Origin of the sequence: Streptomyces griseicoloratus (genome assembly GCF_014534645.1) — a bacterium.
GTDB lineage: Bacteria > Actinomycetota > Actinomycetes > Streptomycetales > Streptomycetaceae > Streptomyces > Streptomyces griseicoloratus.
The window spans coordinates 1-26,194 of sequence record NZ_JACVQF010000145.1; the positions used below are offsets into that span (position 1 = coordinate 1).

Below are 26,194 nucleotides of genomic sequence, written 5' to 3' on the forward strand. Positions count from 1 at the left end.
GGGAGGTACCCCCAGGGCGGCACGGGTGGGCGCAGCGGCACCCCGGCAGCGCCGGGCCGCGCGTCCCACCCCCGGCCCGCACCCACGCCGGGCAAGCATGCAGACGCCGGACCAGTCCGCCCCGTGCGCGCCGGGGACCGTCACCCCGGCCCCGTAGAATCGCGGGGTGAACGCCCCCGCAGTCCCCGCCGCAGACGTCCTGCGTGCCGCCCTCGCCGGTCTGGTCGACGGGCTCCCGCCCCGGCAGGCCGCGCAGGCCGTGGAGCGGCTGATCGCCAACTACCGCGGGGCCACCCCGACCGACGCCCCGATCCTGCGGGACCGCGCGGACGTCGTCGCGTACGCCGCGTACCGGATGCCGGCGACCTTCGAGGCCGTACGGTCGGCCCTGGCGGCGTTCGCGGCCGCCGCCCCCGACTGGGCACCCGGCTCCCACGTCGACGTCGGCGGCGGCACCGGCGCGGCGACCTGGGCCGTCGGCGCCACCTGGGACGGCGTCCGCCCGGTGACCGTGCTCGACTGGGCCGAGCCGGCGCTCGCCCTCGGCCGGGAGATCGCCGCCGCCAACCCCGCCCTGCGGGACGTCCGCTGGCAGCGCTCCAGGATCGGATCGGCGCTCACAGTCGAGAGCACCGACCTCGTCACCGTGTCCTACGTGCTCAACGAGCTGACCGCCGCCGACCGCGCCGCCCTCGTCGACGCCGCCGCGTCCGCCGCGCAGGCCGTCGTGATCGTCGAGGCGGGCACCCCGGCCGGGTACGAGCGCGTCATCGAGGCCCGTGACCGTCTCGTCGCCGCAGGCCTCCACGTCGCCGCGCCCTGCCCGCACAGCGCCGCCTGCCCCATCGTCCCCGGCACGGACTGGTGCCACTTCTCGGCGCGGGTCAGCCGGTCCTCCCTGCACCGCCAGGTCAAGGGCGGCTCCCTCGCCTACGAGGACGAGAAGTTCAGCTATGTCGCCGCCGCCCGCTTCCCGGTGGCCCCGGCCGCCTCCCGCGTGGTCCGGCGTCCGCAGATCCGCAAGGGACAGGTGCTGCTCGACCTGTGCGAGCGCGACGAGCAGCTTCGCCGCCGGACGGTCACCAAGCGGCACGGCGACCAGTACAAGGCGGCCCGTGACGCGGACTGGGGCGATGCCTGGCCGCCGGCGGGGGAGGAGGCGTAGGGGCCTGCCCCGCCGGCGGACCGGTCACGAGGACGCCCCGGTGTCCGGGCCGTCACCCCTCCCTTCGGTCTTTACCTGACGTTTGTCCTGGAGCCTGCGCAGCAGCTCCCGCTTCTGGGCCTGCGGGTCCAGTCCGCCGCCGATCCGGCCACCTCGGCCGCCGCCGCGCAGCGCCCTGCGGCCGAGGTTCTGGCGGGTGCCGCCGACTCCCAGCATGTTTCCGGCTCCACCTCGGGTCATGGGGTCCTCCTGTCGTTCCCTGGATACGAGACGGTTCGTCTCGTCTGTCAACTGTCCGGCGAGACGCACCGTCTTGTCAACTGATAAATTCGACGCATGTCCGTACAGAAATCCGCCGCCCCCGGCAAGACCCACCCCGACGCCACCCGTCGCAGCGAGCGCTCGCGCCGGGCCATCTACGACGCCGCCCTCACGCTCGTCGGGGAGGTCGGCTACCCCAAGACCACCATCGAGGCCATCGCCGCCCGCGCCGGCGTCGGCAAGCAGACGATCTACCGCTGGTGGTCGTCCAAGGCCGACGTCCTGCTGGAGGCCTTCCTCGACCTCGGCGAGCAGGCCGCGCAGGCCGCCGGGCAGGAGAGCCACGCCATCCCGGACACCGGCGACCTCGCCGCCGACCTCAAGGCCGTGCTGCGCGCCACCGTCGACGAACTGCGCGACCCGAAGTTCGAGGCGCCCTCCCGTGCCCTGGCGGCCGAGGGCGTCGTCAACGAAGAGCTCGGCCGCGTCTTCGTGACCAAGCTGCTGGAACCCTCGCTCCAGCTCTACGTCGACCGGCTGCGCTCCGCGCAGGAGGCCGGCGACATCCGCCCCGACGTCGACCCGCGCATCGCCCTGGAACTCTTCGTCTCACCGCTGGCCCAGCGCTGGCTCCAGCACACGGCCCCGTTCTCCTACGACTACACCGACACGCTCGTCGACTACGCACTGTACGGACTCGCCCCGCGCTGACCGGGGCATTCCGTCCCTGTCCGCCCCCCGACGCACGGAATGGTGGGACCATAGGGCATGCTGGTGCGCACGACGGCGAGGCGAGGGGATAGATGAGAGCGGAGTTCGGCGGCCGGACCGGCCTGCAGGGCAAACTCACCCAGTGGCTGCGCGGACGCCGCCCGAAGGACGCCGCCGACGAAGGCGGCCGTGAGGCCCTGCTGCTCGCCGCCGCCGCCGCGGGACTGCCGCTGGCGCCCGCCGCGCACCCGGCCGGATACCGGTGTTCCTGCGACCGCGTCGGCTGTCCCACCCCGGCCCGGCACCCGGTGTCCTTCGCCTGGCAGACCCAGTCCACCACCGACCGCGCGCAGATCGAGCGCTGGGCCCGCCATCAGCCAGACGCCAACTTCATCACCGCGACCGGCATGGTGCACGACGTCCTGGACGTGCCCCTGGAGGCCGGCCGCGAGGCGCTGGAGCGGCTGCTCGGCTCCGGCGTCGAGGTCGGACCGGTCGCCGAGAGCGACGACGGCCGCATGCTGTTCTTCACCGCCACCCGCGGCACCCCCGAGGACGAGGACGAGTGGTGGCCGTGCGAGCTGGACTGCCACCCCGAGACGATGGACGAGCATCCCGGCCTGCGCTGGCACTGCCGCGGCTCCTACGTCCTCGTCCCGCCCGCCCGGCTCCCCGGCGAGCACCAGACGGTGCACTGGGTACGCGGCCCCGAGCATCCGCTGCCGGACCCGCTGACCCTGCTGGAGTCCCTCACCGACGCCTGTGCCCGGCACGCCGGCGAGGAGAGCGGTCACGCGGATACGGCCTGGCCCCTGCGGCACTGAGCGCCTGACGCCCTACTCGCCCTTCGCCGACGTCAGTCCCTGGATCCGGCCCAGGACGGACACCTGGCCCGGACCCGCCGGGTCCAGGGCGACCTCGTTGGAGACGAACTCCATCGTCAGCGACTGCTTGATCTCGCCGTCCGTCAGCGCCAGCACGTCGTCGTTCGGGGTGGGCACCGAGGCGCCCCGCGCGGCGGTCTGCTTCTCGAAGTGGCGTGTGGCGAAGAACACCATCGCCCCGCCGTCCTTCGTGCGCAGCGCCAGCGGTGCGAAGTCGCCGTTCGTCACGGGCTCGTCGATGTACTGGGTGACCAGGCCCGGCCTGGTCGACCGCTTCTCGCGCAACTGCCGCCAGGCGCTGGTGTGGGGGCCGTCCGCGAAGGTCTTCCCGCCGTCCTTGAGGTACGCCGTGTAGTCCTCGCTCAGGTCGGCGGGCGACACGGCCAGGTCGGTGGAGTTCGCGGGGACGGCCTCGGCCCAGCCGTCCTCGTCGGTCTTGAACTCGGGCACGTCACCCGGGGCGACCAGCGTCAGATAGGCCACCTCCCAGGTGTCCTCCAGTCCGTCGCGGGTGAACACCAGCAGCCAGCGGGCCTCGCCGCCCTTGTTGCCGCGCGCGTCGGCGACGAACCAGCGCGGCCAGCCGGCCTTCTTGGGGATCGTGTACTTCGCGTCCGTCAGCTTCAGCGGGGTGTGCGAGGGGTTGCCGGCCGGGTTGTTGGTCCGGCCGGCCTTCAGCCGCGCCGAGTCGATCGCGGCGAGGGCGCCGGTGGTGTGGTCGGCGTCCAGGGAGGCGTCGTACGCCTTGTCGGCCGCGTTGTACGCGGCCGTGAACTGCTGGAGCGCCTTCGCGGCCTCGGCCCGCGTGGTCGCGGGGAGCACCTCGCGCTCGCCGTGCACCACCACGCAGCCGCTCGCCGTCAACGACAAAGCGGTCACCGAGGCGGCTATCAGTGCGCTCCGGTCAAGCCTGCGGGGCCTTCGAGGGCCGCGATCCCTGCTCATCAGGTTCCTTCACCTTCCCCTTCCCGGAGGCGAACCCTACCGGGGCGGGCGACGGCGCGAGCGGCGGGCCCGGGACCGCCGTCACACCGTGACCTCGCGGCCGAACGGCGGGCCGTGCCGCGTCACATGTCGCGCCGGGGGGTCACGAGCACCGCGCCCGTGCGAGGGTGCGGGAACACCTCCACGGGCTGGTCGTAGACCTCGGACAGCAGCCGGCCGGAGAAGACCTCGGCCGGCGGGCCGTCGGCCGCGACCCGGCCGGCGCACAGCACCGCGGCCCGGTCCGCGTAGGCCGCCGCCAGACCCAGGTCGTGCAGCACGACGACCACCGCGTCCCCGGCGCGTGCCCTCTCCCGGCACAGCCGCAGCACCAGCTCCTGGTGCCTGAGGTCCAGGGCCGCGGTCGGCTCGTCCAGCAGGAGCAGCGCGGTGCGCTGCGCCAGCACGCGGGCCAGCGCCACCCGGGCGCGTTCGCCGCCGCTGAGCGCGGAGAACGGCCGGGCCGCGAAGGCGGTCACCTCGGTGCGCGCCATCGCCTCGGCCACGGCCGCGTCGTCCTCGTCCTCCAGGTCCGTGCCGGCCCAGGGCGCCCGGCCCATCCGGACGACCTCCTCCACGCGGAACGGGAAGGACAGCGACGCCGACTGGGGCAGGACCGAGCGGCGCAGGGCGAGTTCGGGCGCGGACCACTGCTCCGCGGGGCGGCCGTGGACGCGTACGACCCCGCCGGAGACCGGCAGATCGGCGGCCAGCGCGCCCAACAGGGTGGATTTCCCGGCTCCGTTGGGGCCGACCAGCGCCAGTACCTCGCCCGCGCGGACGGTGATGCCGACGCCGTCGAGGACCGTGCGGGTCCCGAGGCGCACCCGGACGTCCTCGGCCTCGGCGAGGACGTCGCCCGGGGCCGGGCGGGGCGGGGGCGCCGGGCGGGACGGTACGAGTCGTGCGAGTCTCATGCCCAGCCTCCCTGCCCGCGCCGGGTGCGGCGCAGCAGCCAGAAGAAGAACGGGCTGCCCAGCAGCGCCGTCAGCACCCCGAGCGGCAGCTCGGCCGGTTCGGCGACCGTGCGGGCGGCCAGATCGGCGGCGAGCAGCACGAGCGCGCCCAGCAGGGCGCTGCCCGGGATCAGGAACCGGTGGCCGGGGCCCGCGGCCATGCGCAGCAGATGCGGGACGACGAGTCCCACGAAGCCGATGACACCGGCCACGCTCACGGCGGCCGCGGTCAGCAGCGCGATGACCAGGATCAGGACGATCCGCAGCCGCTCCACGTCCACGCCCAGGTGCCGGGCCGGGCGCTCGCCGAGCGCCAGCAGGTCCAGCCGGCGGGCGTACAGCGGGGCCAGACCCAGGCCGATCGCCGCGCACGGCAGCACCGCGAGCACCTTCGGCCAGGTCGCCTGGGCGAGCGAACCCAGCTGCCAGAAGGTGATCTGGTTGACGGCCGCGGTGTCCGCGAAGAACAGGAACAGGCCGATCAGGGCCCCCGCGAAGGCGTTCACGGCGATACCCGTCAGGATCAGCGTCACCACCTCCGTACGGCCCCCGGACCGCGCCATGACGTACACGGCCAGGACCGTGACGAGGCCGGCGGCGAAGGCGAGGACGGACACCGTCCAGGTGCCGAGGAAGTCCAGCCCGAGCGCGATCGCGGCGACCGCGCCGACCGCCGCACCCGAGGAGACGCCGATGACGCCCGGTTCGGCGAGCGGGTTGCCGAACACGCCCTGCATCAGGGCGCCCGCACAGCCCAGCGAGGCACCGACCAGCAGGGCGAGCACGATCCGGGGAAGACGCACGTTCCACAGCACCGACTCGGCGACCCGGTCCAGTTCCGTGCCGCCGAGGCCGGTGCGGTGCAGCAGCGAGCCGACGACGTCGCCGACCGGGATCGGGTAGGCGCCGGTGCCGGCCGCCACCGGGACCAGGATCAGCAGGGCGACGGCCAGGCCGGCGGTCAGCAGCCAGGCGGTGCCGCGCCGGCCGCGGGGCGCGGCGGCCGGTCCGGCGGGGGAGTGCCGGACCGGCTCGTCCAGTACGGTCATCGCTCCTCCCCGTCCTCGGCGTACAGCTGCGCCACGACCGACTTCAGCACCTGGTCGGTGCGCGGGCCGTAGGTGAGGAGCACGCCGTCCTCGACCGAGACGATCCGGCGGTCCATCCCGGCCGGGGTCTGGGCGACACCGGGGATCTTCACCAGCCCGTCCACGCCGCCGACGGACTCCAGTCCCTTGGACATGACGAGGATCGCGTCCGGCGCGGCCTTCACGAGCGCCTCGCTGGTGATGGCGGTGAAGTCCTTCGTCAGGCCCGAGGCGGCCCCGGCGTCGACGGCCCCGGCCGCCTCGATCAGCGAGGTGGCGCCCGATCCCTCGCCGCCGATGAGGTAGACGGAGGCCGAGCCGCGCAGATACAGGAAGGCGACCCGGGGCCTGCTCTCGCGGTGCGGAACGTCCGCGCGCACGGCGTCGATCCGCTCCTGCGAACGCCGGGTCAGTTCCTTCCCGGCCGCCGGTACGCCGAGCGCGCCGGCGACCGCGGTGATGCGCGGGCCGACGTCGTCCAGGCCGCCGGCCGGCGCGACGACCAGGACCGGGACGCCGGCGGCGCGGATCTGGTCGACGGCCTCCTCGGGGCCCGTGGTCGTCTCGGCGATCACCAGGTCGGGCCTGAGCGACAGGACGCTCTCGGCGGAGACGTCGTGGCCCCGGGTGACCACGGGGAGCTTCGCGGCCTGTTCGAAGGTGGCGGTGACATCGCGGGCGACGACCCGGTCGCCGAGGCCGAGCGTGAAGACGATCTCGCTGAGGCTGCCGGAGAGGGGCACGACGCGCTCGGCCGCCTCCACCGTGACCCGCTCACCGTCGGCCGAGCGGACGGTCACCGGGAGTTCGGGCACGGGCCGGTCCGTCAGCGGCTCGACCCGGTTCGCGGGGGCCGCCGTCGCCGCCGAGGGCGTCCCGGACGGTGCGGCCTGGGGGGAGCCTCCGCATCCGGTCGCGGTCAGCGTGAGGGCGAGCGCGGACAGCAGTGCTCCCGCCAGTCGGGTGCGCAAGCGTCGCACGGTCACGTCCGTTCCTTCCGTCCACTGCCGGTGTCGGCCGACTAGAGCTTAGGTTAGCCTTACCTTCGTTCGCTACCGGTCGCCGACCCGGAGGACTTCCCATGCCCGCCCGCCTGCGTGCCCTGGTCACCGTGCTGTGCGCGGCCGTTCTGGGGGCCCTGCTCCCCGCGACCGCCGCCCACGCGGCCGGCCGGACCGTGCAGGGCGGACGGCTCGACTGGGGCATCAAGTCGTCGTTCCAGAGCTACGTCACCGGCCCCGTGGCCAAGGGGAGTTACTCCCTGACGGGCGGCGCGGCCACCGTCGGCGGGAGCACGTTCCGCTTCCACTCGGCCACCGGCACCTACGACGGCGGCACCGGCGCCTTCCGCGCCTCCTTCTCCGGCGGGGTCCGCTTCCTCGGCCACCGGACGGCCACCGGCGCCCATCAGCTCGACCTCACCATCAGCCGTCCCACCGTGAGCGTCTCCGGCTCCACCGGCACGCTCTACGTGGACGTCGTCAGCAAGGCGAAGGACACCGGGGCGGTCACGACGTCCCGTCAGGTGCCCTTCGCCACCCTCTCCCTGGGAGGCATCGACGTGAGGGGCGGCGGCGACGCCGTCGTCCTCGGCAACCTCCCGGCCACCCTGACCGCCCAGGGCGCACGCTCCTTCGCCGGGTACTACACCGCCGGCACCGCGCTCGACCCGGTCAGCCTGTCCGCGGACGTCCGGCCGGCGGCGCCGCCCGGGCAGCCGTCGAGCACGCCCACCAAGGCGTCGAAGTCCCCCGGGCCGCAGGAGACTTCGGACACCCGCATCCAGGACGGCGCCGTCGACTGGGGCGTGCGCCGCACCTTCCGCGAGTACGTCACCGGCGACATCGCCCGGGGCAGGTGGACGCTGTCCTCCGGCGCCCGCGACGGCGGCGCCCTCTTCCGCTTCCCCGGCGGCGCGGGGACGTACGAGGACGGCGCCCTCACCGCCGAGCTCGAGGGCTTGGTGCGCTTCACCGGCGCGCACGGCCTCGACCTCGCACTCGGCGCCGTACGGGTCACCGTGAAGGACGGCAGGGGCACCCTGTACGCCGACGTGAAGAGCCCGGAACTCACCGGCGAGAAGGTGCCGCTGGTCACCTTCACCGCCGGTGACCTGAAGCCGGCCGGCGGCCTGGTCGAGGTGAGCGAGGCACCCGCGAAGCTCACCGCGCGCGGCGCCGAGGCGTTCGGCGGCATGTACCGCGCGGGCACCGGGATGGACCCGGTGTCGCTGGCCGTCGCCCTCACCGGTGACGCGAAACTGCCCGCCCTGCCCGACCTGGGCAGCGCGCCCACGGCGAGCGCGAGCCCGCAGCAGCGGGCCGCCGAACCCGAGGCCCCGGCCCGGCCCGTGGCGAGCGCCGCCTCCGACGGCGACGGCTTCCCCGTCCTGCCCGTGTCGCTCGCGGCCGGCGCCCTGCTGCTGGTGGCCGCGGCCCTCGGGGCCGTCACCGTCCGCAGGCGCCGCGGCCGGACCGCCGCAACCCCCTCCGAAGAGGGCTGAACCACCGCCGTCCGCCACCGCCCGGCGGACCCGTCACCCAAGGAGAACCGAGCCATGCCCGTCAGACGACGCCGTACCACCGCCCTCGCCGCCGCCGTGGCCACGGCCGCCGCCCTCGGCGCGACCGCGCTCGCCACGCTCGGCGCGACCACCGCGTCGGCCGCCGAAGTCCCCCTCAAGGGCTACGAGCTGACGTGGGGCATCAAGCAGTCGTACCGCACGTACGTCACCACCTTCGCGCAGGGCTCCTTCACCCCCGCCGACGGTGCGACGCAGGCCGACGGCAACGGAGCCTTCACCTTCACCGACGGCACCGGCACCTACGACTCCAGCGCCCACACCCTGGGGCTCGCCTTCAAGGGCACCCTGGGCATCGAGTCCAAGGCGCACCGCTTCGCGCTCACGCTGTCCGACGTGAGGTTCGACAGCAAGGACGCCCGGATCACCGCGGACGTGACCCGGAACGGCACGACCGAGGACGACGTCCCCCTCGCCACGGTCACCGTCACCCGCGAGATGACGGACATGGCGACCACGCTGACCGCGGAGGCGGCGGAGGTCTTCGGCAGCGCGAGCTACAAGGGCGCGGCGGGCGACCCGCTGACCGTGGCGCAGAAGAAGCAGCCGACGCCGAGCACGTCGCCCACCACGGCCACCCCCACCACGAAGCCGTCCCCGACGGCGACGAAGTCCGGCACCCCGGAGCCGACCGCCACCACGACCGCCTCCTCCTCGCCGGGCCCGACCGCGAGCACCGGCGTGAGCCCGTCGCCGTCCGCCCCCGCCACCGAGGCCCCCGCCACGCAGGCCCCCGCGAAGGGCGAGATCGCCGACGGCACCCTCCGCTGGGGCGTGAAGGAGTCGTTCCGCACGTACGTCGTGAGCGGCGCCGCCAAGGGCAGGATCACCACCTCGGGCGGGGCGACCCAGGCCGCGGGCAACGGCGCCTTCACCTTCGGGGACGCCACCGGCACCTACGACACGGACGCCGGCACCCTCACCGCGTCCTTCCAGGGCGCCGTGAACTTCAAGGGCCACGAGACGGGCGGCACGTACGGCCTCGACCTCACCCTGAGCAACCTCCAGGCCACCCTCGACGGCGGCACCGGCAGGCTGACCGCCGACGTCACCAGCCTCGGCAGCAGGACCCCGGGAGTGGTGCTGGCCGACCTGAAGGCCGGGTCCGCCGAGCTGACCGCCGTCGACGACGTCATCACGGTGGACGGCATCCGCGCCACGCTGACGGCGGCCGGGGCCGAGGCGTTCGGCGGCTTCTACACCGCCGGCACCGAACTCGACGCGGCGGACCTGGCGGTGGCGCTGACCGACGGCGCCAGGCTGCCGGGCGGCGGCTCCGGCCCGTCCGGCGGCGCGGGCGCCACGGGCGGCTCCGGCGGCGCCTCCGGTTCGACGTCGGGCGGCACCGGCTCGACCACCGGCGGCACGGGCACGACCACCGGCGGCGTGACCGGCGGCAGCCTGGCCTCGACCGGCTCCGACGTGCCGGTGGCCGCGTTCGGCGCGGCGGCCGCGATCGCCGTGGCCGCGGGCACGGGCGCGGTGTACGCGGTGCGCAGGAGGCGGCCGGCGGCCCGGTGAACCCGCCGCCGGGGACGGTCCCGCGTCCCCGGCCCGCGCCCGTCGCGCTCCGGGCGGGCGCCTGCCGTGCGGCGCGGCCTGCGCACCGGTGCTTGAATGCCCCCGTGACTGACTACGACGTGCTGCGGGTCTTCTGCGCGCCGAACGGCGGATACGGCAACGAACTGGGGGTCGTCCGCGACGGCTCGGTGCTGCCCGAGCGGGCCGACCGGCAGGCGCTCGCCGCCAAACTCGGCTTCAGCGAGACCGTCTTCGTCGACGACCCCGAGCGCGGTGTCATCGACATCTACACGCCCACCCTGCGGCTGCCCTTCGCCGGGCACCCCTGCGTCGGCACGGCCTGGCTGCTCGACGTGCCCGAACTCGTCACCCCGGCCGGGGTCGTGGGGGCCCGGCTGGACGGGGAGTTCAGCTGGATCGAGGCACGCGCGGAGTGGGCGCCGCCGCGCACCCTGCGCCAGTACGCCTCCGCCGCCGAGGTCGACGACCTGCCCGTGCCGCCGCCGGGGGAGTGGATCTACGCCTGGGCCTGGCAGGACGAGGCGGCGGGCCGGGTCAGGGCCCGCGCCTTCCCCGGCCGCGACGACGGCATCGACGAGGACGAGGCGACGGGCGCGGCGGCCCTGCTGCTCACCGACCGGCTCGGCCGCGCCCTGAACATCACGCAGGGTGCCGGTTCGCAGATCCTGACGGCACCGCAGCCGGGCGGCTGGGTGGAGATCGGCGGACGGGTCGTCCTGGAGCGCTGAGGCGCCGCACGCGCCGGACCGTTCACGCGGAGAGCGGGAACTCCTCGCCGAGCTCCTGGAGGACCGCGATGTTCAGGGCGAACGCCCGCTTGCACTCGGCCACCACCCGCTGCTTCTCCAGGTCGTCCGCGCGGATGCCGTCCAGCAGTTCCCGGTACTCCCGCTTGAAGGCGGCCGGGTTGGGGATCTGCTCGAAGACGTAGAAGCGGACGCCGTCGCCCTTCCTGGCGAAGCCCCAGGTCCGCTCCGCCTTGTCGCGGAGGACCTGGCCGCCGGACAGGTCGCCGAGGTAGCGGGTGTAGTGGTGCGCGACGTATCCGGCCGGCCAGCGCTCGGCGCACTCGCGCACCCGGTCCGTGTACGCCCGCGTGGCCGGCAGCGCGGACAGGGACGCCCGCCACCCGGGGCCGCGCAGGTGCGCCATGTCGCGTTCCAGCGAGGACAGGCGCATCAGCTCCGGCCGGATGAAGGGCCCGGCCACCGGGTCCGACGCCAGCCGCCCGGCGGCGGCCTCCAGGGCCTCGTAGACGAACCACAGCTGCTCGGTGTAGCGCGCGTACGCGTCGACGCCGAGCCGGCCGCCGAGCAGGTCGGTCATGAACGCCGAGGTGTTCGCGTCCATGTGCTGCTCGTGGGAGGCCGTGCGGATGACGGTCGAGAAGGAGTCCATGGGCCCGATTTTCTTTGGTTAGGCTTACCTAAGTCAACAACTTTGCCGACCCTTCGTCGGTAAAGTTTCCGACACCCTGTCGGTAAAAAGGCTACCCCGTCCGGACGCGAAGAGCCCGCCCTCGCGGGAGGGCGGGCTCTGCGGGTGCCAGGGGGCGGGGGACGGGTCAGGGCAGCGTGAGGATCTCCGCGCCCGTGTCCGTCACCACCAGTGTGTGCTCGAACTGGGCCGTCCGCTTGCGGTCCTTGGTCACGACCGTCCAGCCGTCGTCCCACATGTCGTACTCGTGCGTCCCGAGCGTCAGCATCGGCTCGATCGTGAACGTCATCCCGGGCCGCATGACGGTCGTGGCGTGCGGGCTGTCGTAGTGCGGGATGATCAGGCCCGAGTGGAACGAGCTGTTGATTCCGTGGCCGGTGAAGTCGCGGACGACGCCGTAGCCGAAGCGCTTGGCGTAGGACTCGATGACCCGGCCGATGATGTTGATCTGCCGGCCCGGCTTGACCGCCTTGATCGCGCGGTTCAGGGACTCCCGGGTGCGCTCGACCAGCAGCCGGCTCTCCTCGTCCACGTCGCCGACCAGGTAGGTCGCGTTGTTGTCGCCGTGCACACCGCCGATGTACGCCGTCACGTCGAGGTTGACGATGTCGCCGTCGCGCAGCACCGTGGAGTCCGGGATGCCGTGGCAGATGACCTCGTTGACCGAGGTGCACAGGGACTTGGGGAAGCCGCGGTAGCCGAGCGTCGAGGGGTAGGCACCGTGGTCGCACATGAACTCGTGCGCCACCCGGTCCAGCTCGTCCGTGGTCACGCCCGGAGCGATGAGCTTCGCGGCCTCGGCCATCGCCTGCGCCGCGATCCGGCCGGCCACGCGCATCGCCTCGATGGTCTCGGGCGTCTGCACCTCGGGCCCGGAGTACGGCGTCGGCGCGGGCTTGCCGACGTACTCGGGCCGGCGGATGTTTCCGGGTACGGAACGGGTGGGAGACAGCTCCCCTGGTACGAGCAGCGACTGGCCAGACATGCCAGCGAGTCTAACCAGCGGGCGTGCGAGAGCATGTCCCTGGCGAAAGGAGCCGGTCATGGCCCTGTTCAAGAAGCGCACGGTCGGGAAGCCGGGCGAGTGGTACTACTGCCTGGAGCACAAGAAGGTCGAGGAGGGGCCGGAATGCCCGGCCAAGAACCGCTTCGGGCCGTACGCCTCGCGGACGGAGGCCGAGCACGCGATGCAGACCGCCCGCGAACGCAACCTGGAGTGGGAGAACGACCCCAAGTGGCACGACGCTCCGGCCGGGCGCGCGGACGACGACTGACCGGTCAGCCCTCGACGGCGGCGGGCACCGTGGCTGCGCGCTTCTCGCGCAGCCGCACCGCGTGCTCGTTCGTCCGCACGTCGTACGTCATCAGCCTCGGCAGGCACAGCGCCAGCAGCCCCACCGCGCCCGCGCACAGCAGCCCGCCCGACCACACCGACGCCCGCACCCCGGCCAGCGCCGCCATGCCGCCCGCCCGGACCTGACCGAGCTGCGGCCCCACCGAGTACGACAGCAGCTCGATCCCGGCGAGCCGGCCGCGCAGCTCGTCCGGGATCGTCTGGTTCCACATCGCCCCGCGGAAGATCCCGCTGACCATGTCGCAGGCACCGCCGAGGACCAGGCACAGCAGCACCAGCCACACGTTCCCGGCCACCCCCGCGGCGGCGATCGCCAGCCCCCACCCGGCCGCCGCCAGCACCACCATCCGGCCGTGCCGGTGCACCCGCGAGGTCCAGCCGCTGGTCACGCCGACCAGCAGCGAGCCGGCCGGGATCGCCGCGTACATCAGCCCCAGCGACCAGGCGGCGTCCAGCTCGTCCGCGAGGAAGGGCAGCACGGCCAGCGGCATCGCCAGGAACATCGCGGCGAGGTCGATCGCGTACGTGCCCAGCAGCTCCTTGCGGTTCCAGGCGTACCGGGCGCCCTCCGCGATCGCCTTCCAGGACGGCTTCCGCGCCTCGTGCGAGGCGGGGCAGGCGCCGAGGCCGGCCACCAGGGCCACGGACGCCGCGAAGGTCACCAGGTCCACCGCGTACGCCCAGCCCAGCCCCGCGTAGGCGACCACCACGCCGGCCAGCGCCGGGCCCGCGATGCCGCCCACCTGCCAGCGCAGCGCGTTCAGCGAGGCCGCGGCCGGCAGGTCCTCGTGGGCCACGATCCGCGGGATCAGCGAGTCCAGGGCCGGGCGCTGGACCGCGCCGAGCGCCGACGTGAACGCGGCGACCACATAGAGCGGCCACACCGCCGGGCTCGGCAGCAGCGCGTTGACCAGCAGGGCCGCGCACAGCAGGCCCTGGCCGGCCTCCGTCCACACGATCAGCTTCCGCTTGTCCCAGGCGTCCGCGAGGGCACCGCCGTAGAGCCCGAACACCACCAGCGGCACCAGCTCCACCGCGCCGATCGCACCGACGGCCGCCGCCGACCCCGTCAGCTCCTTGATCTGCACGGGCAGCGCGACGAACGTCAGGAAACTCCCGAAGTTCGTGATCAGCCCCGCCACCCAGAGCCGCCGGAAGTCCCGGGACGCCCGCCAGGGCGAGAGGTCGGGCAACAGGGCACGCAGGCCGGTGGGCCCGTCGGAGGGCGCGGGGGACTCATCACTCACGAGGGCCCATGCTCGGCCGGAAGACCACGACGGGCAACCACTTTTCGCAGCCCGGGAGGGGCCCGGGGGAGAGTGGAGGATCGGGGCCATGCCCCACCCCTCCCACCGGGGCTTCCGGCGCCCGTCGGTGGCCCGGATCCTCCACTCGCCCCCCGCCGTCACCAGCGGGGCGGGGGAGGGGCCGTCAGGTGGTCGGCCAGGCGGGAGAGGCGGTCGCGGAAGCGGGGGCGGCGCCGTGGGGGCGGTACCGCGTTCTCGCCGGCGGCCGCGCTGACCAGGTGCTGCACCGTGTCCAGGTCCAGCTCGGCACCCTCCGGCACGGGCAGCGCCTCGTGCGCCATCGCCGTCAGCTCCCGGCCGTCGGGGCCCTCGCAGGTGCCCAGCGCCAGCACCGTCGCCCCCGCCCGCCGGGCGTCGTGCACCCGTTCGAGGAGCGGGGCGCCCGGGTCGTCGGGCGTCACCACCAGCAGCGTCTCCCCGCGCCGGGCCGCCGCCAGCCGGCCCAGACCCACCGCCAGATGCGCGGGATCCGTGGGGCGCGCGTCGTGCCGTACGAGGGTGGGGGCCAGCTCCGGGGTCCCCGACCAGGCCGCCTCGTCCACCAGGTGCGCCGCCAGATGCCACGGCTCGTGGCCCGCGGTGCCCACCAGCAGCAGCCCGCCCCCGTGCGACACCACCGACCCCCGCAGCGCCCCCGCGAACCTCCGGGTGGCCCCCAGCCACTCGGTCCCGGCGAGCACTTCCCGCAGCAGCGCGACCCGTACGGCGTCCATGCGTCCGCATCCTGCCGCAACCGGCACCGCCCGGTCCGCCGTTCGCGCCGGATTCGCCCGGCCGGAGACTCTCTCGCGGACGGGACGGACGTAGGGTCGGCCCATGACCACTAGCGACAGCGAACAGCAGCCCGCGAAGGCCCCCGCCAAGGACCCCTGGGACCTGCCCGACGTCTCCGGACTCGTCGTCGGCGTGCTCGGCGGCACCGGCCCCCAGGGCAAGGGGCTGGCCTACCGCCTCGCCAGGGCCGGCCAGAAGGTGATCGTCGGCTCCCGGGCCGCGGAACGCGCCCGGGCCGCCGCCGAGGAGATCGGGCACGGCGTCGAGGGCGCCGACAACGCGGAGACCGCCCGCCGCAGCGACGTCGTGATCGTCGCCGTGCCCTGGGAGGGACACGGCAAGACCCTTCAGGCCCTGCGCGAGGAGCTGGCCGGCAAGCTCGTCGTGGACTGCGTGAACCCGCTCGGCTTCGACAAGAAGGGCGCCTACGCGCTGAAGCCGGAGGAGGGCAGCGCCGCCGAGCAGGCCGCGGCCCTGCTGCCGGACAGCCGGGTCACCGCCGCCTTCCACCACCTGTCGGCCGTCCTGCTCCAGGACCCGGAGATCGAAGAGATCGACACCGACGTGATGGTCCTCGGCGAGGTGCGGGCCGACGTGGAGATCGTGCAGGCCCTCGCCGGACGCATCCCCGGCATGCGCGGCGTCTTCGCCGGGCGGCTGCGAGGCGCCCACCAGGTGGAGTCGCTGGTCGCCAACCTGATCTCCGTCAACCGCCGCTACAAGGCACACGCCGGGCTCCGCGTGACGGACGTATGAGGCCATGGGGGACACTGGGGGGCACAAGCAGTGCCCGCACGTGTCCCCCGACAGGAGCCCGCCCCATGCCCCGCCTCGCGCTCTACGCCCTGATCGTCTGCGTCCTCGCCGTGGCCGCCGCCGTCGTCTCCTTCGTGGAGGGCACCGTGCTGATCGGCGTCGTGTGGGTGCTGCTGGCGGGGCTGTCGTCCAACATGTGCTGGTACTACGTCAAGCGCGGGCGGGCCACGCGGCGCGAGTCCGTCACGGGCTGACCGAGCAGACCTCGGCCGTCTGCCAGAAGCGGAACAGCTCGAAGCCGCAGTACGAGTCGAAGTCGCTGATCCCGAGGGCGCGCAGGACCGCGTCGATCGCGTCGAAGAACACGCCGTTCAGCGACGGGATCCACAGCAGCGCGAACACGATCAGCAGACCGAACGGCGCGAGCGGCTCCAGCTGCCGCCGCACGTTGTACGACAGCCAGGGCTCGATCACCCCGTAGCCGTCCAGGCCCGGCACCGGCAGGAAGTTCAGGATCGCGGCCGTGACCTGGAGCAGGGCCAGGAAGGCGAGCGCGAAGCGGAAGTCGCGCGGCACGCCGTCCAGCGCGTCCAGCCAGAACGGGGCCGTGCACACGGCGGCGAACAGCACGTTCGTCAGCGGGCCGGCCGCGGAGATCAGACTGTGCCGCCAGCGCCCCCGGATGCGCCCGCGCTCGATGAAGACGGCACCGCCCGGCAGACCGATGCCGCCCATGATGACGAAGATCACGGGGAGCACGATGCTCAGCAGGACGTGCGTGTACTTCGCCGGATTCAGCGTGAGATAGCCCTTCGCGCCCACCGAGATGTCGCCGCTGTGCAGGGCGGTGCGCGCGTGCGCGTACTCGTGCAGGCACAGGGAGACGACCCAGGCGGCCGTCACGAACAGGAACACGGCCAGGCCCGGCTGCTCGGCGAACCCGGTCCAGGTGGCCCATCCGGTGACCGCCGTGACGGCCAGGATCCCGACGAACACGGGACTGACGCGCCGGTCGCCGGCGTGGGTGGTGGCGGTGGTCATGGAAGGCTCCTGAGCTCTGGGCGGAGGGGACGACCGTACCGGTGGTGTGGGGGGAACGTCATGCGGCCCGGTGCGGGTTCCTGGCGTCCGGCGCCGCCCCCGCCGTCATGCCCGTGCAAACCCGGAGGCGGGGCCGGGCCGCCGCCGGGGACAATGGACCCCGTGCGCTACCGCATTCTCGGCACCACCCAGGCAATCCGCTCCGACGGCACGGCCGTCCCCGTCGGCGGGGCACGGCTGCGCGCCCTGCTGACCGTGCTCGCCCTGCGGGCCGGCCGCACCGTGCCGCCGGGCCTGCTGGTGGAGGAGGTGTGGGACGGCGACCCGCCCGCGGACGCGCCGGGTGCGCTGCAGGCGCTGGTCGGCCGGCTGCGCCGGACGCTCGGCGCGGAGGCGGTCGCCTCCGAGGGCGGCGGCTACCGCCTCACCGCCGGCCCCGACGACATCGACCTGCACCGCTTCGACCGGCTGGCGGGCGAGGGCACCCGCGCCCTGGCCGACGGCGACCCCGGCAAGGCGGCCGCCGTCCTCGACGACGCCCTCGCCCTGTGGCGCGGCCCCGCCCTCGCCGACCTGCCCGACCGGACCGCCGAGGCGGCCCGCTGGGAGATACGGCACCTCGACGCGGTGCGCGCCCGCCACACCGCCGCCCTCGACCTCGGCCACGCCGAGCAGGCCCTGCCGGAGCTGACCGCCCTGTGCGACGGCCACCCGCTGGACGAACCCCTCCAGGCGCTGCGGCTGCGCGCCCTGCGCGACACCGGCCGCACGGCCGAGGCGCTGGCCGCCTACGACGACGTACGACGGCTGCTCGCGGACCGGCTCGGCACCGATCCCGGGCCCGAACTGCGGACGCTGCACGCCGAGCTGCTGCGGACGGAACCCGTCGCCGCGCCCGCCGCGCCCGCCGCCCCGGCCGCCGGCGCCGCCCCCGGTCCGCGCCCCCGCGGCAACCTCCGGGCCCGCCTCACCTCCTTCGTCGGCCGGGACGCCGACATCGAGGCCCTCCGCGCCGACCTGACGACCGCCCGGCTCGTCACCCTGCTCGGACCGGGCGGCGCCGGCAAGACCCGGCTGTCGCTGGAGACCGCCGAGGCCGCGGGCGACACCGCCCGTGACGGGGTGTGGCTGGCCGAACTCGCCCCGGTCGACGACCCGGACGCGGTCCCCGAGGCCGTACTGACCGCCGTCGGCGCCCGCGAGACCGTGCTCTACGGCGCCGGCGCCGAGGAGATGCGCGTCGTCGCCGAACGGAACGCCACCGCCGTGGAGCGCCTCGTCGAGCACTGCGGCAGGCGCCGCATGCTCATCGTCCTCGACAACTGCGAGCACGTCGTCGACGCGGCGGCCCGCCTCACCGAGGAACTGCTCGCCCGCTGCCCGGGCCTGACCGTCCTCGCCACCAGCCGCGAACCCCTCGGCGTCCCCGGGGAACTGCTGCGCCCGGTGGAGCCGCTGCCCGAGCCGGCCGCGCTGAGACTGCTCGCCGACCGGGGCGCCGCCGCCCGCCCGGGCTTCCGCACGGACGACGACCCGGAGGCGTGCGCCGAGATCTGCCGCCGGCTCGACGGCCTGCCGCTCGCCATCGAACTGGCCGCCGCCCGGCTGCGGATGCTCACCCCGCGCCAGATCGCCGACCGGCTCGACGACCGCTTCCGCCTGCTCACCTCCGGCAGCCGCACCGTCCTGCCCCGGCAGCAGACGCTCCGCGCGGTCGTGGACTGGTCCTGGGACCTGCTGGACACCGACGAACGGGACGTGCTGTGCCGGCTGTCGGTGTTCGCCGGCGGCTGCGACCTCGCCGCCGCCGAGGCCGTGTGCGGCCCCGCCGCCCTGGAGGCGGTCGCCTCCCTCGTCGACAAGTCCCTGGTGGTGGCCGCGCCGTCGGGCGACGGAGAGATGCGCTACCGGCTCCTGGAGACCGTCGCCGAGTACGCGGGCGAGAAGCTCGACGAGGCGGGCGGCCGGGCCGACGCCGAGCGGGCGCACCTGATCCACTACCGCGAACTCGCCCGCACCACCGACCCGTTGCTGCGCGGCCCGGACCAGCTCGCCGCCATCGGGCGCCTGGAGCGCGAGTACGAGAACCTGCGCACCGCCCTGCGCCACGCCCTCGCCCGGCGCGACGAGCAGGAGGGGCTGTGCCTGGTGCTGTCCCTGGCCTGGTACTGGCAGATGCGCGACCTGCGCGTGGAGGCCCGCGGCTGGTGCAGCGAGGTCATGGCCCTCGGACCCGACCCGTTCGACGAGCCGGTGCGCCGCGCGGAGCCGGTGTGGGTGCGGTGCACCGACACCCCGCCGCCGCTGACCGGCGAGATCCTCGCCGAGGCCCGGCGCGGCGTCCACCTGGCCCATCTCGCCTGCATGGACACCGAGCTGGACGCCTGGCAGACCCCGCAGGCCCAGCGCAAGCTCCGGGTCATCGCCGAGACCTACGAACCCGGCATGCCGCAGACCTGCCGCAGCCCCGGCCTGCTCTGGTTCTACGCCGTGATGCTCACCGGCGACATGCGGCGGCTGCGCGAGATCATGGACGCCTCCGTGCAGACCTGCCGGAGCACACCGGGCTTCGAGTGGGAGCTGGCCGGCACGCTCCAGATGCGTGCCAACTTCCTCGCCAACCGCACCGACTGGGCGGGCGACGCGACCCGCGACGCCGACGAGTCGCTGGAGATCTTCCGTCGCCTGGGCGACGACTGGGGCACCGCCGAGGCGCTCTCCGCGCGCGCCGAGGCCCGTGAGCGCAAGGGCGACTACCTGCTCGCCGCCGCCGACTACGAGGCCGCCGCCGAGCACGCCGAGCGGCTCGGCGCACACGCCCAGGTGGACGTCCTCGGCGCCCGCCTCGGCAGCGTGCTGCTGGAGGCCGGGCAGACCGAGCGGGGCGAGCGCATCCTGCGCGAGGTGATCGACCGGTCGGACGGCAGCGGACACAACGGGGCGATGCCCGCCGCCCGGCTGTTCCTCGCCGGATGGCTCGGCATGACCGGCCGGACCGCCGAGGCACGCGAGCAGTTGCGGCTCCTGCGCGAGGAGTTCTCCGTCGCCCAGTTCGTCGTCTTCGACGCCTTCATCCTCGGGTCGGAGGCATGGATCGCCACGCTGGAGGGCCGGCACGAGGAGTGCCTGGCCAAGGCCCGGCGGGCGCTGGCACAGGCCGACGACCCGCTGTCCGCGGCCATCGCCCCGCACATGCGCTCCGCGTACCTGACCATCGCGGCGATGGCGATGGCCCGTGTCGACGGTGGGCGCCGGGCCCGCGACGCGGCCCGCTGCATCGGCGCCGCCGACACGATGCTGCCGCCCGACCACGTCTCGGGGGGTCTGGAGCGGGACGCGCGCGTCAGGGCCGCCGAGTGGGTCCGGCAGGCCCTCGGGCCCGAGGAGTACGAGGCCGCGTACGCCGAGGGCGGCGGCCTCTCCCCGCAGGAGGCCGCCGCCCTGGTCTGATCCGCGCCGTCGGCCGGTCAGCTCTTGGTCCGGAACTTGTGGATGGCGACCGGTGCCATGACCGCCGTCAGGGCCACGGACCAGCCGAGCGTCACCCACAGGTCGTGCGCGACGGGACCGCCGACCATCAGCCCGCGCGCGGTGTCGGCGAGGGAGGAGAGCGGGTTGTAGTCGGTGAACGCCTGCAGCCAGCCCGGCATGGACTCGGTCGGCGCGAAGATGGACGAGCCGAACTGCAGCGGCATCAGCACCAGGAAGCCCATCGCCTGCACGGACTGCGCGTTCTTCATGACCACGCCGAGGGTGAGGAACACCCACATCAGCGCGGAGCCGAACACCGCGGACAGCCCCACGGAGGCGACCAGTCCCGCCCAGTTCTCGATGTCGAAGCCCACCAGGACGCCGACGATCATCAGGACCGCGGTCGCGAACAGCATCCGCAGCAGCTCCACCGCGATCTTGGCGAAGAGCACGGAGCCGCGGCCGATGGGCAGCGACCGGAAGCGGTCCATGACACCGGAGTTGAAGTCCTGGTTGAAGCCGGTGCCGACGCCCTGGGCCATGTTCATGCCCATCATGGCCATCAGGCCGGGCACGACGTACTGCACGTACTGCTGCTGCCCGCCGCCCAGCGACTGCCCGATGGAGCCGCCGAAGACGTACACGAACAGCAGCGTGAAGACGATGGGGAACAGCAGGGCGTCGAACATCGACTCCGGGTCCTGGCGGATCCACAGCAGGTTGCGGCGGACCAGGGCACCGGTGTGGCGCAGGTGTCCGCGCAGCGGGATCCGGGTGTCGGGAGCGATGGTGGTGGCGCTCATACGGCGACCTCCTGGCGGTCGTCGGCGGGCTCGGCGTCCTGCGGGGCACCGGCGCGGTGGCCGGTGAGGGACAGGAAGACCTCGTCCAGGCTGGGCAGTTCGGTGGTGATGGAGGCGAGCGTGATGCCGCGCGCCGTGACGGCGCCGACCACGGCGGTCAGCTGCTCGTCGCTGAGGATCGGGACGAGGACGGCTCCGCGTTCGGCGTCCACGGTGGAGCTGGCCAGGCCGGTGATGCCCAGTTCGTCCAGGAAGGCGGCGAGCGGCCGCAGTTGCAGCGGATCGGCCGGGCGGACCCGCAGGGTGCGGCCGCCGACCTTGGCCTTCAGCTCCTCGATGCCGCCGTTCGCGATGACCTTGCCGCGGTCGACGACGGTCAGCTCGGAGGCGAGCTGCTCGGCCTCCTCCATGTACTGGGTGGTGAGCAGCACGGTGACGCCGTCACCGACCATGCGCTTGACCTCGTCCCACACCTCGTTGCGGGTGCGCGGGTCCAGGCCGGTGGTGGGCTCGTCCAGGTAGAGGACGGCCGGCCGGCCGATCATCGAGGCGGCCAGGTCGAGGCGCCGCCGCATGCCGCCGGAGTAGGTGCCGGCGGGCCGCCTGGCGGCCTCGGTGAGCGAGAACCGCTCCAGCAGTTCGTCGGCACGCGCGCGTGCCTCCTTGCGGGACAGGTCCAGCAGCCGGCCGATCAGGTAGAGGTTCTCCCAGCCGGGGAGCTTCTCGTCCACGGAGGCGTACTGCCCGGTCAGCCCGATCACCCGGCGCAGCTGCCGCGGCTGCCGTACGACGTCGTAGCCGGCGACGGTGGCCCGGCCCGCGTCGGGGGCCAGCAGGGTGGACAGGATGCGGACGAGGGTGGTCTTGCCGGCGCCGTTCGGACCGAGCACACCCATCACGGTGCCCTCGCGTACGTCCAGGTCGACGCCGTCCAGCGCCTTGGTCTCGCCGTAGTGCTTGACCAGCCCCCGTACCGTGACCGCGCTGTTCGCGGCCTTGGGGTCGTTGTCGATTCGCGTCATGACCACGACGGTGTCAGCGCCCGCCGACAAACCGCCGACAGCCCGCCGACACGGCGCCGACGGCACCGACAACCCACCGAGAACACCGGCGCGGCACCGGCGGAGCCGGAAAAGCACCGGCCCCGCCGACGGGGGAAGATCGGCGGGGCCGGCGTCGTACCGCGATGGCTCAGTGGACGGAGTGCTCCTCCTGCGGGAACGTTCCGCCGACGACGTCGTCGGCGAACGCCTTCGCCGCGTCGCCCATGACCTGACGCAGGTCGGCGTACTTCTTCACGAACTTCGGCACCCGGCCGCCGGTCAGCCCGAGCATGTCGGTCCACACCAGCACCTGGGCGTCCGTGTCGGGCCCGGCCCCGATGCCGACCGTCGGGATCTGCAGCGTCCGCGTCACCTCGGCGGCCAGCTCCGCCGGCACCAGTTCCAGGACGACCGCGAAGGCGCCCGCGTCCTGCACGGCCTTGGCGTCCCGCAGCAGCTGCTGGGCCGCCTCCTCGCCGCGCCCCTGCACGCGGTAGCCCATGGCGTTCACGGACTGCGGGGTCAGGCCGATGTGCGCCATCACCGGGATGCCGGACTCCACCAGCAGTTCGATCTGCCGGTGCGAGCGCTCGCCGCCCTCCAGCTTCACGGCCCCGACACCGGCCTCCTTCACCAGCCGGGTCGCCGAGCGCAGCGCCTGCACGGGACCCTCCTGGTAGGAGCCGAAGGGCAGGTCGCCGACGATGAGCGCGCGGCTCGTGCCGCGCACCACCGCGGCCGAGAGCATGGTCATCTCGTCCAGCGTGACCGGCACGGTCGTGTCGTACCCGAGGTGGCAGTTGCCCGCGGAGTCGCCGACGAGCATGACCGGGATCCCGGCCTCGTCGAACACGGAGGCGGTCATCGCGTCGTACGCGGTGAGCATGGGCCACTTCTCGCCGCGTTCCTTGGCGGCGGTGATGTCCCGGGCGGTGATGCGACGGGTGCTCTTGCCCCCGTAGAGGGCCCTGCCGCCGTCGGCGGGCTTGTCCTGAGGCGTCTGGGCAGCCGAGAGCTGCGTCATGGCAACGGCTCCTTCATGTCATCTCGAGGCGCCCTGACGGCGTCCCCGGATCCCCTCCATGGTGGCACCTCGTGCCTCCCGACGGCTAGGGGACCCCCGGCGGCCCGGCTCCGCAATGTGCGCGTTGTGTCACAGAGCCCACCCGTTCCGCCCCCAACCGGAACTCCGGGCACCGACTCGGACGTCATCGTGCCCGTACGGCCGTCGCGGGACGGCGGGAACGGAACCGATCATCCCCTAGGGTGCTGGTGCACGGGGTGACGGTGTGCACGGCAGGCAGTGAGGCGACGGTATGGCGCAGCAGGCGTACATGACGGAGACGGACAGCGGCGGCTCGGGGCCCGAGCGCCCGGGATCCCGGCTTCGGCGCCTGCGCGAACGGCTGGCCGCCGGCTGGCGCGGGGACCGGCGGATCTGGCGCCGGGGCCTGATCACGGCCGCGGTGGCCGTCGTGCTGGCCGTGGTCATGGCGGGACACGCGCGGATCCCGAACCGGATCGGCAACCTCGGCAGCCTCACGGAGACCTTCCTGCCGTGGTTCGGCCTGCTGATCCCCGTCCTGCTGGTGATCGCGCTTCTCCGCAGGTCGGCGACGGCGCTGATCGCGGTCCTGCTGCCGGCGACCGTGTGGCTCAACCTCTTCGGCGGCCTGCTGACCGACAAGACCGGCGCGGGCGGCGACCTGACGGTGGCCACGCACAACGTCAACGCCGACAACGCGGACCCCGCCGGCACCGCCCGTGCCGTCGCCGCCTCCGGCGCGGACGTGGTGGCGCTGGAGGAGCTGAAGGCGTCCGCGGTGCCGACGTACGAGGAGGCGATGGCGTCGGCCTACCGGTACCACGCGGTCGTCGGGACCGTCGGCCTGTGGAGCAAGTACCCGATGAGCGACGTGCGGGCCGTCGACATCCGGCTGGGCTGGAAGCGCGCGATGCGCGCCACCGTCGCCACGGACGGCGGGCCGGTCGCGGTGTACGTCGCCCATCTGCCCTCCGTCCGCGTGAAGATGGAGGCCGGTTTCACGGCCCGTCAGCGGGACAAGAGCGCCGACGCGCTCGGCGAGGCCATCGCCGACGAGAGGCTGCCGCGGAAGATCCTGCTGGGCGACCTCAACGGCACGATGAACGACCGCGCGCTGAACGCCATCACCTCCCAGATGCGCTCCACCCAGGGCGCGGTGGGCGACGGCTTCGGCTTCAGCTGGCCGGCCTCCTTCCCGATGGCCCGGATCGACCAGATCCTGGTGACCGGGGTCGAACCGGAGACCAGCTGGACGCTGCCGGAGACGGGCAGCGACCATCTGCCGATCGCGGCGCGTGTGAAGGTCGACACATCCGCCTCCTGAGGATCTGCCGAAAGTCCCAGGTCGGCCCCGTATGGGCCCCCGCCGACCCTCTCGCCGAAACCCGCCTGTCACCTGACGGAATACTCGCCCTGAGAGGCTTTGTTCCGTACTGGAACATACGAGCGTCCGGTACGCACATCCGCTCTCGAAAGGCGACGACCCTTCATGCCCCTGGCCCTGCTCGCCCTCGCCGTGGGCGCCTTCGGCATCGGCACGACCGAGTTCGTGATGATGGGCCTGCTGCCCGATGTCGCGGACGACCTGACCATCTCGATCCCCACCGCCGGCCACCTGGTCTCGGCGTACGCGCTGGGCGTCGTCATCGGCGCCCCGCTGCTCGCGGCGGCGACCGCGCGGATGCCCCGCCGCACCGTCCTGATCGGCCTCATGGCCCTCTTCGTCGTGGGCAACGCGCTGTCGGCCCTCGCCCCCGACCACCACTGGCTGCTGGCCGCCCGGCTGCTCAGCGGACTCCCGCACGGCGCCTTCTTCGGCGTCGGCGCCGTGGTGGCCACCGGGATGGTGGCGCCGGAACGCAAGGCCCGCTCCGTGTCCCTGATGTTCCTCGGCCTCACGGTCGCCAACATCGCGGGCGTGCCCGTGGCCACGGCCATGGGCCAGCACCTGGGCTGGCGGGCCACGTTCCTCGGCGTGAGCGTCATCGGCGTGGCGGCGATAGCGGCGCTCGCGCTCCTCGTCCGGCGCGACCACGCCCCCGCCCACGCCACGGGGCTGCGCGGCGAACTCGCGGCCCTGCGCTCCCTGCCCGTCTGGCTGGCCCTCGGCACGACCGTCGCGGGCTTCGGCGCGCTCTTCGCCGCCTACAGCTACATCACCCCGATGCTCACGGACGCCGCCGGGTACGCCGACTCCAGCGTGACCCTGCTGCTGGCGCTGTTCGGCGTCGGCGCCACCATCGGCAACCTGCTGGGCGGCCGGCTCGCCGACCACTCCCTGCGCGGCACCCTCTTCGGCGGCCTGGTCTCCCTGGCCCTGGTCCTCGCCCTCTTCCCGCTCCTGATGCGCACGGAGGCGGGCGCGGCCGTCGCGGTGGCCCTGCTCGGCACGGCCGCCTTCGTCACCGGCTCCCCGCTGCAGCTGATGGTCATGGAGAAGGCGTCGACGGCCCCCTCACTGGCCTCCTCGGCCAACCAGGCCGCCTTCAACCTGGCCAACGCCGGCGGCGCCTGGATCGGCGGCCTCGCCCTGGCCGCGGGCTTCGGCACCACGTCCCCGGCCCTCGCCGGCGCGGCCCTGGCGGCCCTCGGCCTGGCGGTGGCGGCGACGTCGTACACGGTGGACCGACGCACACCCGCACCCGCGCCCGGCCGGCCTCATCGCGTGATCACCGCCCATGTCCCGGAGGACGCGAAGCCCGTACGCCGGTGAGGTCCCCGGGGACCGCCTGGCCCGTCACGCCTGTCGGCGGCGGGCGTGGCCGGGCCGGGGGCCTGTGTCCGCTGGGATGTCCCGGAGGACACGGGACCCGTGCGGTGGTGAGGCCCCGGGGGACCGCCCGACCCGTCACGCACGCCTGCGGGCGGTGAGGCGGCCGGGCCGGGTGGGCTCTCGTGGTCGCCGGGCGTGTCCGGAGGACGCGGAGACCCGGGCGGAGGGCCGTGAACCGTCACTCGGGCTCGCCGGGTGCCCTGCTGTGGCGCGCGGCG

At 74.0% G+C, this 26,194-nt stretch carries 25 protein-coding genes and 1 pseudogene; 12 read left to right on the top strand and 14 right to left on the bottom strand.

Annotated features, from left to right (window positions below; all coding sequences use genetic code 11):
• Nucleotides 1-166 precede the first annotated feature (166 nt).
• The gene (locus H0H10_RS04375; protein WP_188179468.1) at nt 167-1,165 is read left to right on the top strand and encodes a small ribosomal subunit Rsm22 family protein; all 999 of its coding nucleotides are present in this window, start codon (nt 167-169) and stop codon (nt 1,163-1,165) included.
• A gap of 24 nt (nt 1,166-1,189) precedes the next feature.
• Here the strand turns inward: H0H10_RS04375 and H0H10_RS04380 are convergent, their stop codons facing one another.
• Nucleotides 1,190-1,405 (bottom strand): DUF6243 family protein, encoded by a 216-nt coding sequence (locus tag H0H10_RS04380; protein WP_188179469.1) that lies wholly within the window; start codon nt 1,403-1,405, stop codon nt 1,190-1,192.
• Between the two features lie 96 nt (nt 1,406-1,501).
• Here H0H10_RS04380 and H0H10_RS04385 point away from each other — a divergent pair, with 96 nt between their 5' ends.
• Both H0H10_RS04385 and H0H10_RS04390 read left to right on the top strand, forming a co-directional pair.
• The gene (locus H0H10_RS04385; protein ID WP_188179470.1) at nt 1,502-2,137 is read left to right on the top strand and encodes a TetR/AcrR family transcriptional regulator; all 636 of its coding nucleotides are present in this window, start codon (nt 1,502-1,504) and stop codon (nt 2,135-2,137) included.
• 92 nt (nt 2,138-2,229) lie between these two features.
• Nucleotides 2,230-2,961, top strand: a complete 732-nt coding sequence (locus H0H10_RS04390; RefSeq protein ID WP_188179471.1) for a bifunctional DNA primase/polymerase — start codon at nt 2,230-2,232, stop codon at nt 2,959-2,961.
• 12 nt (nt 2,962-2,973) lie between these two features.
• On the opposite strand, the gene H0H10_RS04395 is transcribed toward H0H10_RS04390, so the two are convergent.
• The 5 genes and pseudogenes from H0H10_RS04395 to H0H10_RS04410 form a co-directional block, all read right to left on the bottom strand.
• Nucleotides 2,974-3,966 (bottom strand): SCO2278 family lipoprotein, encoded by a 993-nt coding sequence (locus H0H10_RS04395; RefSeq protein ID WP_188179472.1) that lies wholly within the window; start codon nt 3,964-3,966, stop codon nt 2,974-2,976.
• Nucleotides 3,926-4,033, bottom strand: a pseudogene (locus H0H10_RS41145) (iron transporter); the annotation flags it as partial. The gene H0H10_RS04395 and the pseudogene H0H10_RS41145, both read right to left, overlap by 41 nt.
• A 55-nt stretch (nt 4,034-4,088) precedes the next feature.
• Nucleotides 4,089-4,922 (bottom strand): heme ABC transporter ATP-binding protein, encoded by an 834-nt coding sequence (locus tag H0H10_RS04400; RefSeq protein WP_188179473.1) that lies wholly within the window; start codon nt 4,920-4,922, stop codon nt 4,089-4,091.
• On the bottom strand, nt 4,919-6,010 hold the full coding sequence (locus tag H0H10_RS04405; RefSeq protein ID WP_188179474.1) for a FecCD family ABC transporter permease: 1,092 nt from the start codon (nt 6,008-6,010) through the stop codon (nt 4,919-4,921). Before H0H10_RS04405 ends, H0H10_RS04400 begins: the two co-directional genes overlap by 4 nt.
• Nucleotides 6,007-7,029, bottom strand: a complete 1,023-nt coding sequence (locus H0H10_RS04410; RefSeq protein WP_188179492.1) for a heme/hemin ABC transporter substrate-binding protein — start codon at nt 7,027-7,029, stop codon at nt 6,007-6,009. The genes H0H10_RS04405 and H0H10_RS04410 overlap by 4 nt, the downstream gene beginning before the upstream one ends.
• 101 nt (nt 7,030-7,130) lie before the next feature.
• On the opposite strand from H0H10_RS04410, the gene H0H10_RS04415 reads away from it, so the two are divergent.
• The 3 genes from H0H10_RS04415 to H0H10_RS04425 all read left to right on the top strand — a co-directional run bounded on the left by H0H10_RS04415 (nt 7,131) and on the right by H0H10_RS04425 (nt 10,900).
• A complete protein-coding gene (locus H0H10_RS04415; protein WP_188179475.1) occupies nt 7,131-8,552 on the top strand; it encodes an HtaA domain-containing protein in 1,422 nt (473 codons plus the stop codon).
• 54 nt (nt 8,553-8,606) lie between these two features.
• A complete protein-coding gene (locus tag H0H10_RS04420; RefSeq protein WP_188179476.1) occupies nt 8,607-10,151 on the top strand; it encodes an HtaA domain-containing protein in 1,545 nt (514 codons plus the stop codon).
• A 104-nt stretch (nt 10,152-10,255) separates the two neighbouring features.
• Nucleotides 10,256-10,900, top strand: a complete 645-nt coding sequence (locus tag H0H10_RS04425; RefSeq protein ID WP_188179477.1) for a PhzF family phenazine biosynthesis protein — start codon at nt 10,256-10,258, stop codon at nt 10,898-10,900.
• Between the two features lie 22 nt (nt 10,901-10,922).
• On the opposite strand, the gene H0H10_RS04430 is transcribed toward H0H10_RS04425, so the two are convergent.
• Together H0H10_RS04430 and map are read right to left on the bottom strand one after the other, a co-directional pair.
• Entirely contained in the window at nt 10,923-11,570 is a 648-nt protein-coding gene (locus tag H0H10_RS04430) for a biliverdin-producing heme oxygenase (RefSeq protein ID WP_188179478.1), read from the bottom strand.
• Between the two features lie 166 nt (nt 11,571-11,736).
• The gene (gene map / locus H0H10_RS04435) at nt 11,737-12,594 is read right to left on the bottom strand and encodes a type I methionyl aminopeptidase (RefSeq protein WP_188179479.1); all 858 of its coding nucleotides are present in this window, start codon (nt 12,592-12,594) and stop codon (nt 11,737-11,739) included.
• Between the two features lie 58 nt (nt 12,595-12,652).
• Between map and H0H10_RS04440 the strand changes: the two genes are divergently transcribed.
• Nucleotides 12,653-12,883 carry a hypothetical protein gene (locus tag H0H10_RS04440; RefSeq protein ID WP_188179480.1) on the top strand — a complete coding sequence of 77 codons (231 nt, stop codon included), beginning with the start codon at nt 12,653-12,655 and terminating at the stop codon, nt 12,881-12,883.
• Nucleotides 12,884-12,887: 4 nt separating this feature from the next.
• Here the strand turns inward: H0H10_RS04440 and H0H10_RS04445 are convergent, their stop codons facing one another.
• Nucleotides 12,888-14,210 carry an MFS transporter gene (locus H0H10_RS04445; protein ID WP_188179481.1) on the bottom strand — a complete coding sequence of 441 codons (1,323 nt, stop codon included), beginning with the start codon at nt 14,208-14,210 and terminating at the stop codon, nt 12,888-12,890.
• Between the two features lie 158 nt (nt 14,211-14,368).
• Nucleotides 14,369-14,983, bottom strand: coding sequence for a hypothetical protein (locus tag H0H10_RS04450; protein ID WP_188179482.1), 615 nt, complete (start codon nt 14,981-14,983; stop codon nt 14,369-14,371).
• Between the two features lie 103 nt (nt 14,984-15,086).
• On the opposite strand from H0H10_RS04450, the gene npdG reads away from it, so the two are divergent.
• Both npdG and H0H10_RS04460 read left to right on the top strand, forming a co-directional pair.
• Nucleotides 15,087-15,800 (top strand): NADPH-dependent F420 reductase, encoded by a 714-nt coding sequence (npdG, locus tag H0H10_RS04455; RefSeq protein ID WP_188179483.1) that lies wholly within the window; start codon nt 15,087-15,089, stop codon nt 15,798-15,800.
• Nucleotides 15,801-15,865: 65 nt separating this feature from the next.
• Entirely contained in the window at nt 15,866-16,054 is a 189-nt protein-coding gene (locus tag H0H10_RS04460) for a hypothetical protein (RefSeq protein ID WP_188179484.1), read from the top strand.
• Here H0H10_RS04460 and H0H10_RS04465 read toward each other — a convergent pair.
• Entirely contained in the window at nt 16,044-16,841 is a 798-nt protein-coding gene (locus H0H10_RS04465) for a site-2 protease family protein (RefSeq protein ID WP_188179485.1), read from the bottom strand. The two genes, H0H10_RS04460 and H0H10_RS04465, sit on opposite strands and share 11 nt — an antisense overlap.
• 153 nt (nt 16,842-16,994) lie before the next feature.
• On the opposite strand from H0H10_RS04465, the gene H0H10_RS04470 reads away from it, so the two are divergent.
• A complete protein-coding gene (locus H0H10_RS04470; protein ID WP_188179486.1) occupies nt 16,995-20,291 on the top strand; it encodes an AfsR/SARP family transcriptional regulator in 3,297 nt (1,098 codons plus the stop codon).
• A gap of 17 nt (nt 20,292-20,308) precedes the next feature.
• On the opposite strand, the gene H0H10_RS04475 is transcribed toward H0H10_RS04470, so the two are convergent.
• The 3 genes from H0H10_RS04475 to panB form a co-directional block, all read right to left on the bottom strand.
• Entirely contained in the window at nt 20,309-21,115 is an 807-nt protein-coding gene (locus H0H10_RS04475; RefSeq protein ID WP_188179487.1) for an ABC transporter permease, read from the bottom strand.
• Entirely contained in the window at nt 21,112-22,137 is a 1,026-nt protein-coding gene (locus H0H10_RS04480; RefSeq protein WP_188179488.1) for an ATP-binding cassette domain-containing protein, read from the bottom strand. The genes H0H10_RS04475 and H0H10_RS04480 overlap by 4 nt, the downstream gene beginning before the upstream one ends.
• Nucleotides 22,138-22,306: 169 nt before the next feature.
• Complete coding sequence (gene panB / locus H0H10_RS04485; RefSeq protein ID WP_188179489.1) at nt 22,307-23,182, bottom strand: 3-methyl-2-oxobutanoate hydroxymethyltransferase; 876 nt, start codon at nt 23,180-23,182, stop codon at nt 22,307-22,309.
• 292 nt (nt 23,183-23,474) lie between these two features.
• Here panB and H0H10_RS04490 point away from each other — a divergent pair, with 292 nt between their 5' ends.
• Together H0H10_RS04490 and H0H10_RS04495 are read left to right on the top strand one after the other, a co-directional pair.
• Nucleotides 23,475-24,527, top strand: a complete 1,053-nt coding sequence (locus H0H10_RS04490; RefSeq protein WP_188179490.1) for an endonuclease/exonuclease/phosphatase family protein — start codon at nt 23,475-23,477, stop codon at nt 24,525-24,527.
• Between the two features lie 165 nt (nt 24,528-24,692).
• A complete protein-coding gene (locus H0H10_RS04495) occupies nt 24,693-25,916 on the top strand; it encodes an MFS transporter (protein WP_188179491.1) in 1,224 nt (407 codons plus the stop codon).
• Nucleotides 25,917-26,194 lie beyond the last annotated feature (278 nt).

Bases quoted from the DNA above. Each gene is read 5' to 3' on its own strand.
- H0H10_RS04380 (WP_188179469.1), bottom strand. From the start codon at position 1,405: ATGACCCGAGGTGGAGCCGGAAACATGCTGGGAGTCGGCGGCACCCGC.
- H0H10_RS04385 (WP_188179470.1), top strand. From the start codon at position 1,502: ATGTCCGTACAGAAATCCGCCGCCCCCGGCAAGACCCACCCCGACGCC.
- H0H10_RS04390 (WP_188179471.1), top strand. From the start codon at position 2,230: ATGAGAGCGGAGTTCGGCGGCCGGACCGGCCTGCAGGGCAAACTCACC.
- H0H10_RS04395 (WP_188179472.1), bottom strand. From the start codon at position 3,966: ATGAGCAGGGATCGCGGCCCTCGAAGGCCCCGCAGGCTTGACCGGAGC.
- H0H10_RS04400 (WP_188179473.1), bottom strand. From the start codon at position 4,922: ATGAGACTCGCACGACTCGTACCGTCCCGCCCGGCGCCCCCGCCCCGC.
- H0H10_RS04405 (WP_188179474.1), bottom strand. From the start codon at position 6,010: ATGACCGTACTGGACGAGCCGGTCCGGCACTCCCCCGCCGGACCGGCC.
- H0H10_RS04415 (WP_188179475.1), top strand. From the start codon at position 7,131: ATGCCCGCCCGCCTGCGTGCCCTGGTCACCGTGCTGTGCGCGGCCGTT.
- H0H10_RS04420 (WP_188179476.1), top strand. From the start codon at position 8,607: ATGCCCGTCAGACGACGCCGTACCACCGCCCTCGCCGCCGCCGTGGCC.
- H0H10_RS04430 (WP_188179478.1), bottom strand. From the start codon at position 11,570: ATGGACTCCTTCTCGACCGTCATCCGCACGGCCTCCCACGAGCAGCAC.
- map (WP_188179479.1), bottom strand. From the start codon at position 12,594: ATGTCTGGCCAGTCGCTGCTCGTACCAGGGGAGCTGTCTCCCACCCGT.
- H0H10_RS04440 (WP_188179480.1), top strand. From the start codon at position 12,653: ATGGCCCTGTTCAAGAAGCGCACGGTCGGGAAGCCGGGCGAGTGGTAC.
- H0H10_RS04450 (WP_188179482.1), bottom strand. From the start codon at position 14,983: ATGGACGCCGTACGGGTCGCGCTGCTGCGGGAAGTGCTCGCCGGGACC.
- npdG (WP_188179483.1), top strand. From the start codon at position 15,087: ATGACCACTAGCGACAGCGAACAGCAGCCCGCGAAGGCCCCCGCCAAG.
- H0H10_RS04460 (WP_188179484.1), top strand. From the start codon at position 15,866: ATGCCCCGCCTCGCGCTCTACGCCCTGATCGTCTGCGTCCTCGCCGTG.
- H0H10_RS04465 (WP_188179485.1), bottom strand. From the start codon at position 16,841: ATGACCACCGCCACCACCCACGCCGGCGACCGGCGCGTCAGTCCCGTG.
- H0H10_RS04470 (WP_188179486.1), top strand. From the start codon at position 16,995: ATGGACCCCGTGCGCTACCGCATTCTCGGCACCACCCAGGCAATCCGC.
- H0H10_RS04475 (WP_188179487.1), bottom strand. From the start codon at position 21,115: ATGAGCGCCACCACCATCGCTCCCGACACCCGGATCCCGCTGCGCGGA.
- H0H10_RS04480 (WP_188179488.1), bottom strand. From the start codon at position 22,137: ATGACGCGAATCGACAACGACCCCAAGGCCGCGAACAGCGCGGTCACG.
- panB (WP_188179489.1), bottom strand. From the start codon at position 23,182: ATGACGCAGCTCTCGGCTGCCCAGACGCCTCAGGACAAGCCCGCCGAC.
- H0H10_RS04490 (WP_188179490.1), top strand. From the start codon at position 23,475: ATGGCGCAGCAGGCGTACATGACGGAGACGGACAGCGGCGGCTCGGGG.
- H0H10_RS04495 (WP_188179491.1), top strand. From the start codon at position 24,693: ATGCCCCTGGCCCTGCTCGCCCTCGCCGTGGGCGCCTTCGGCATCGGC.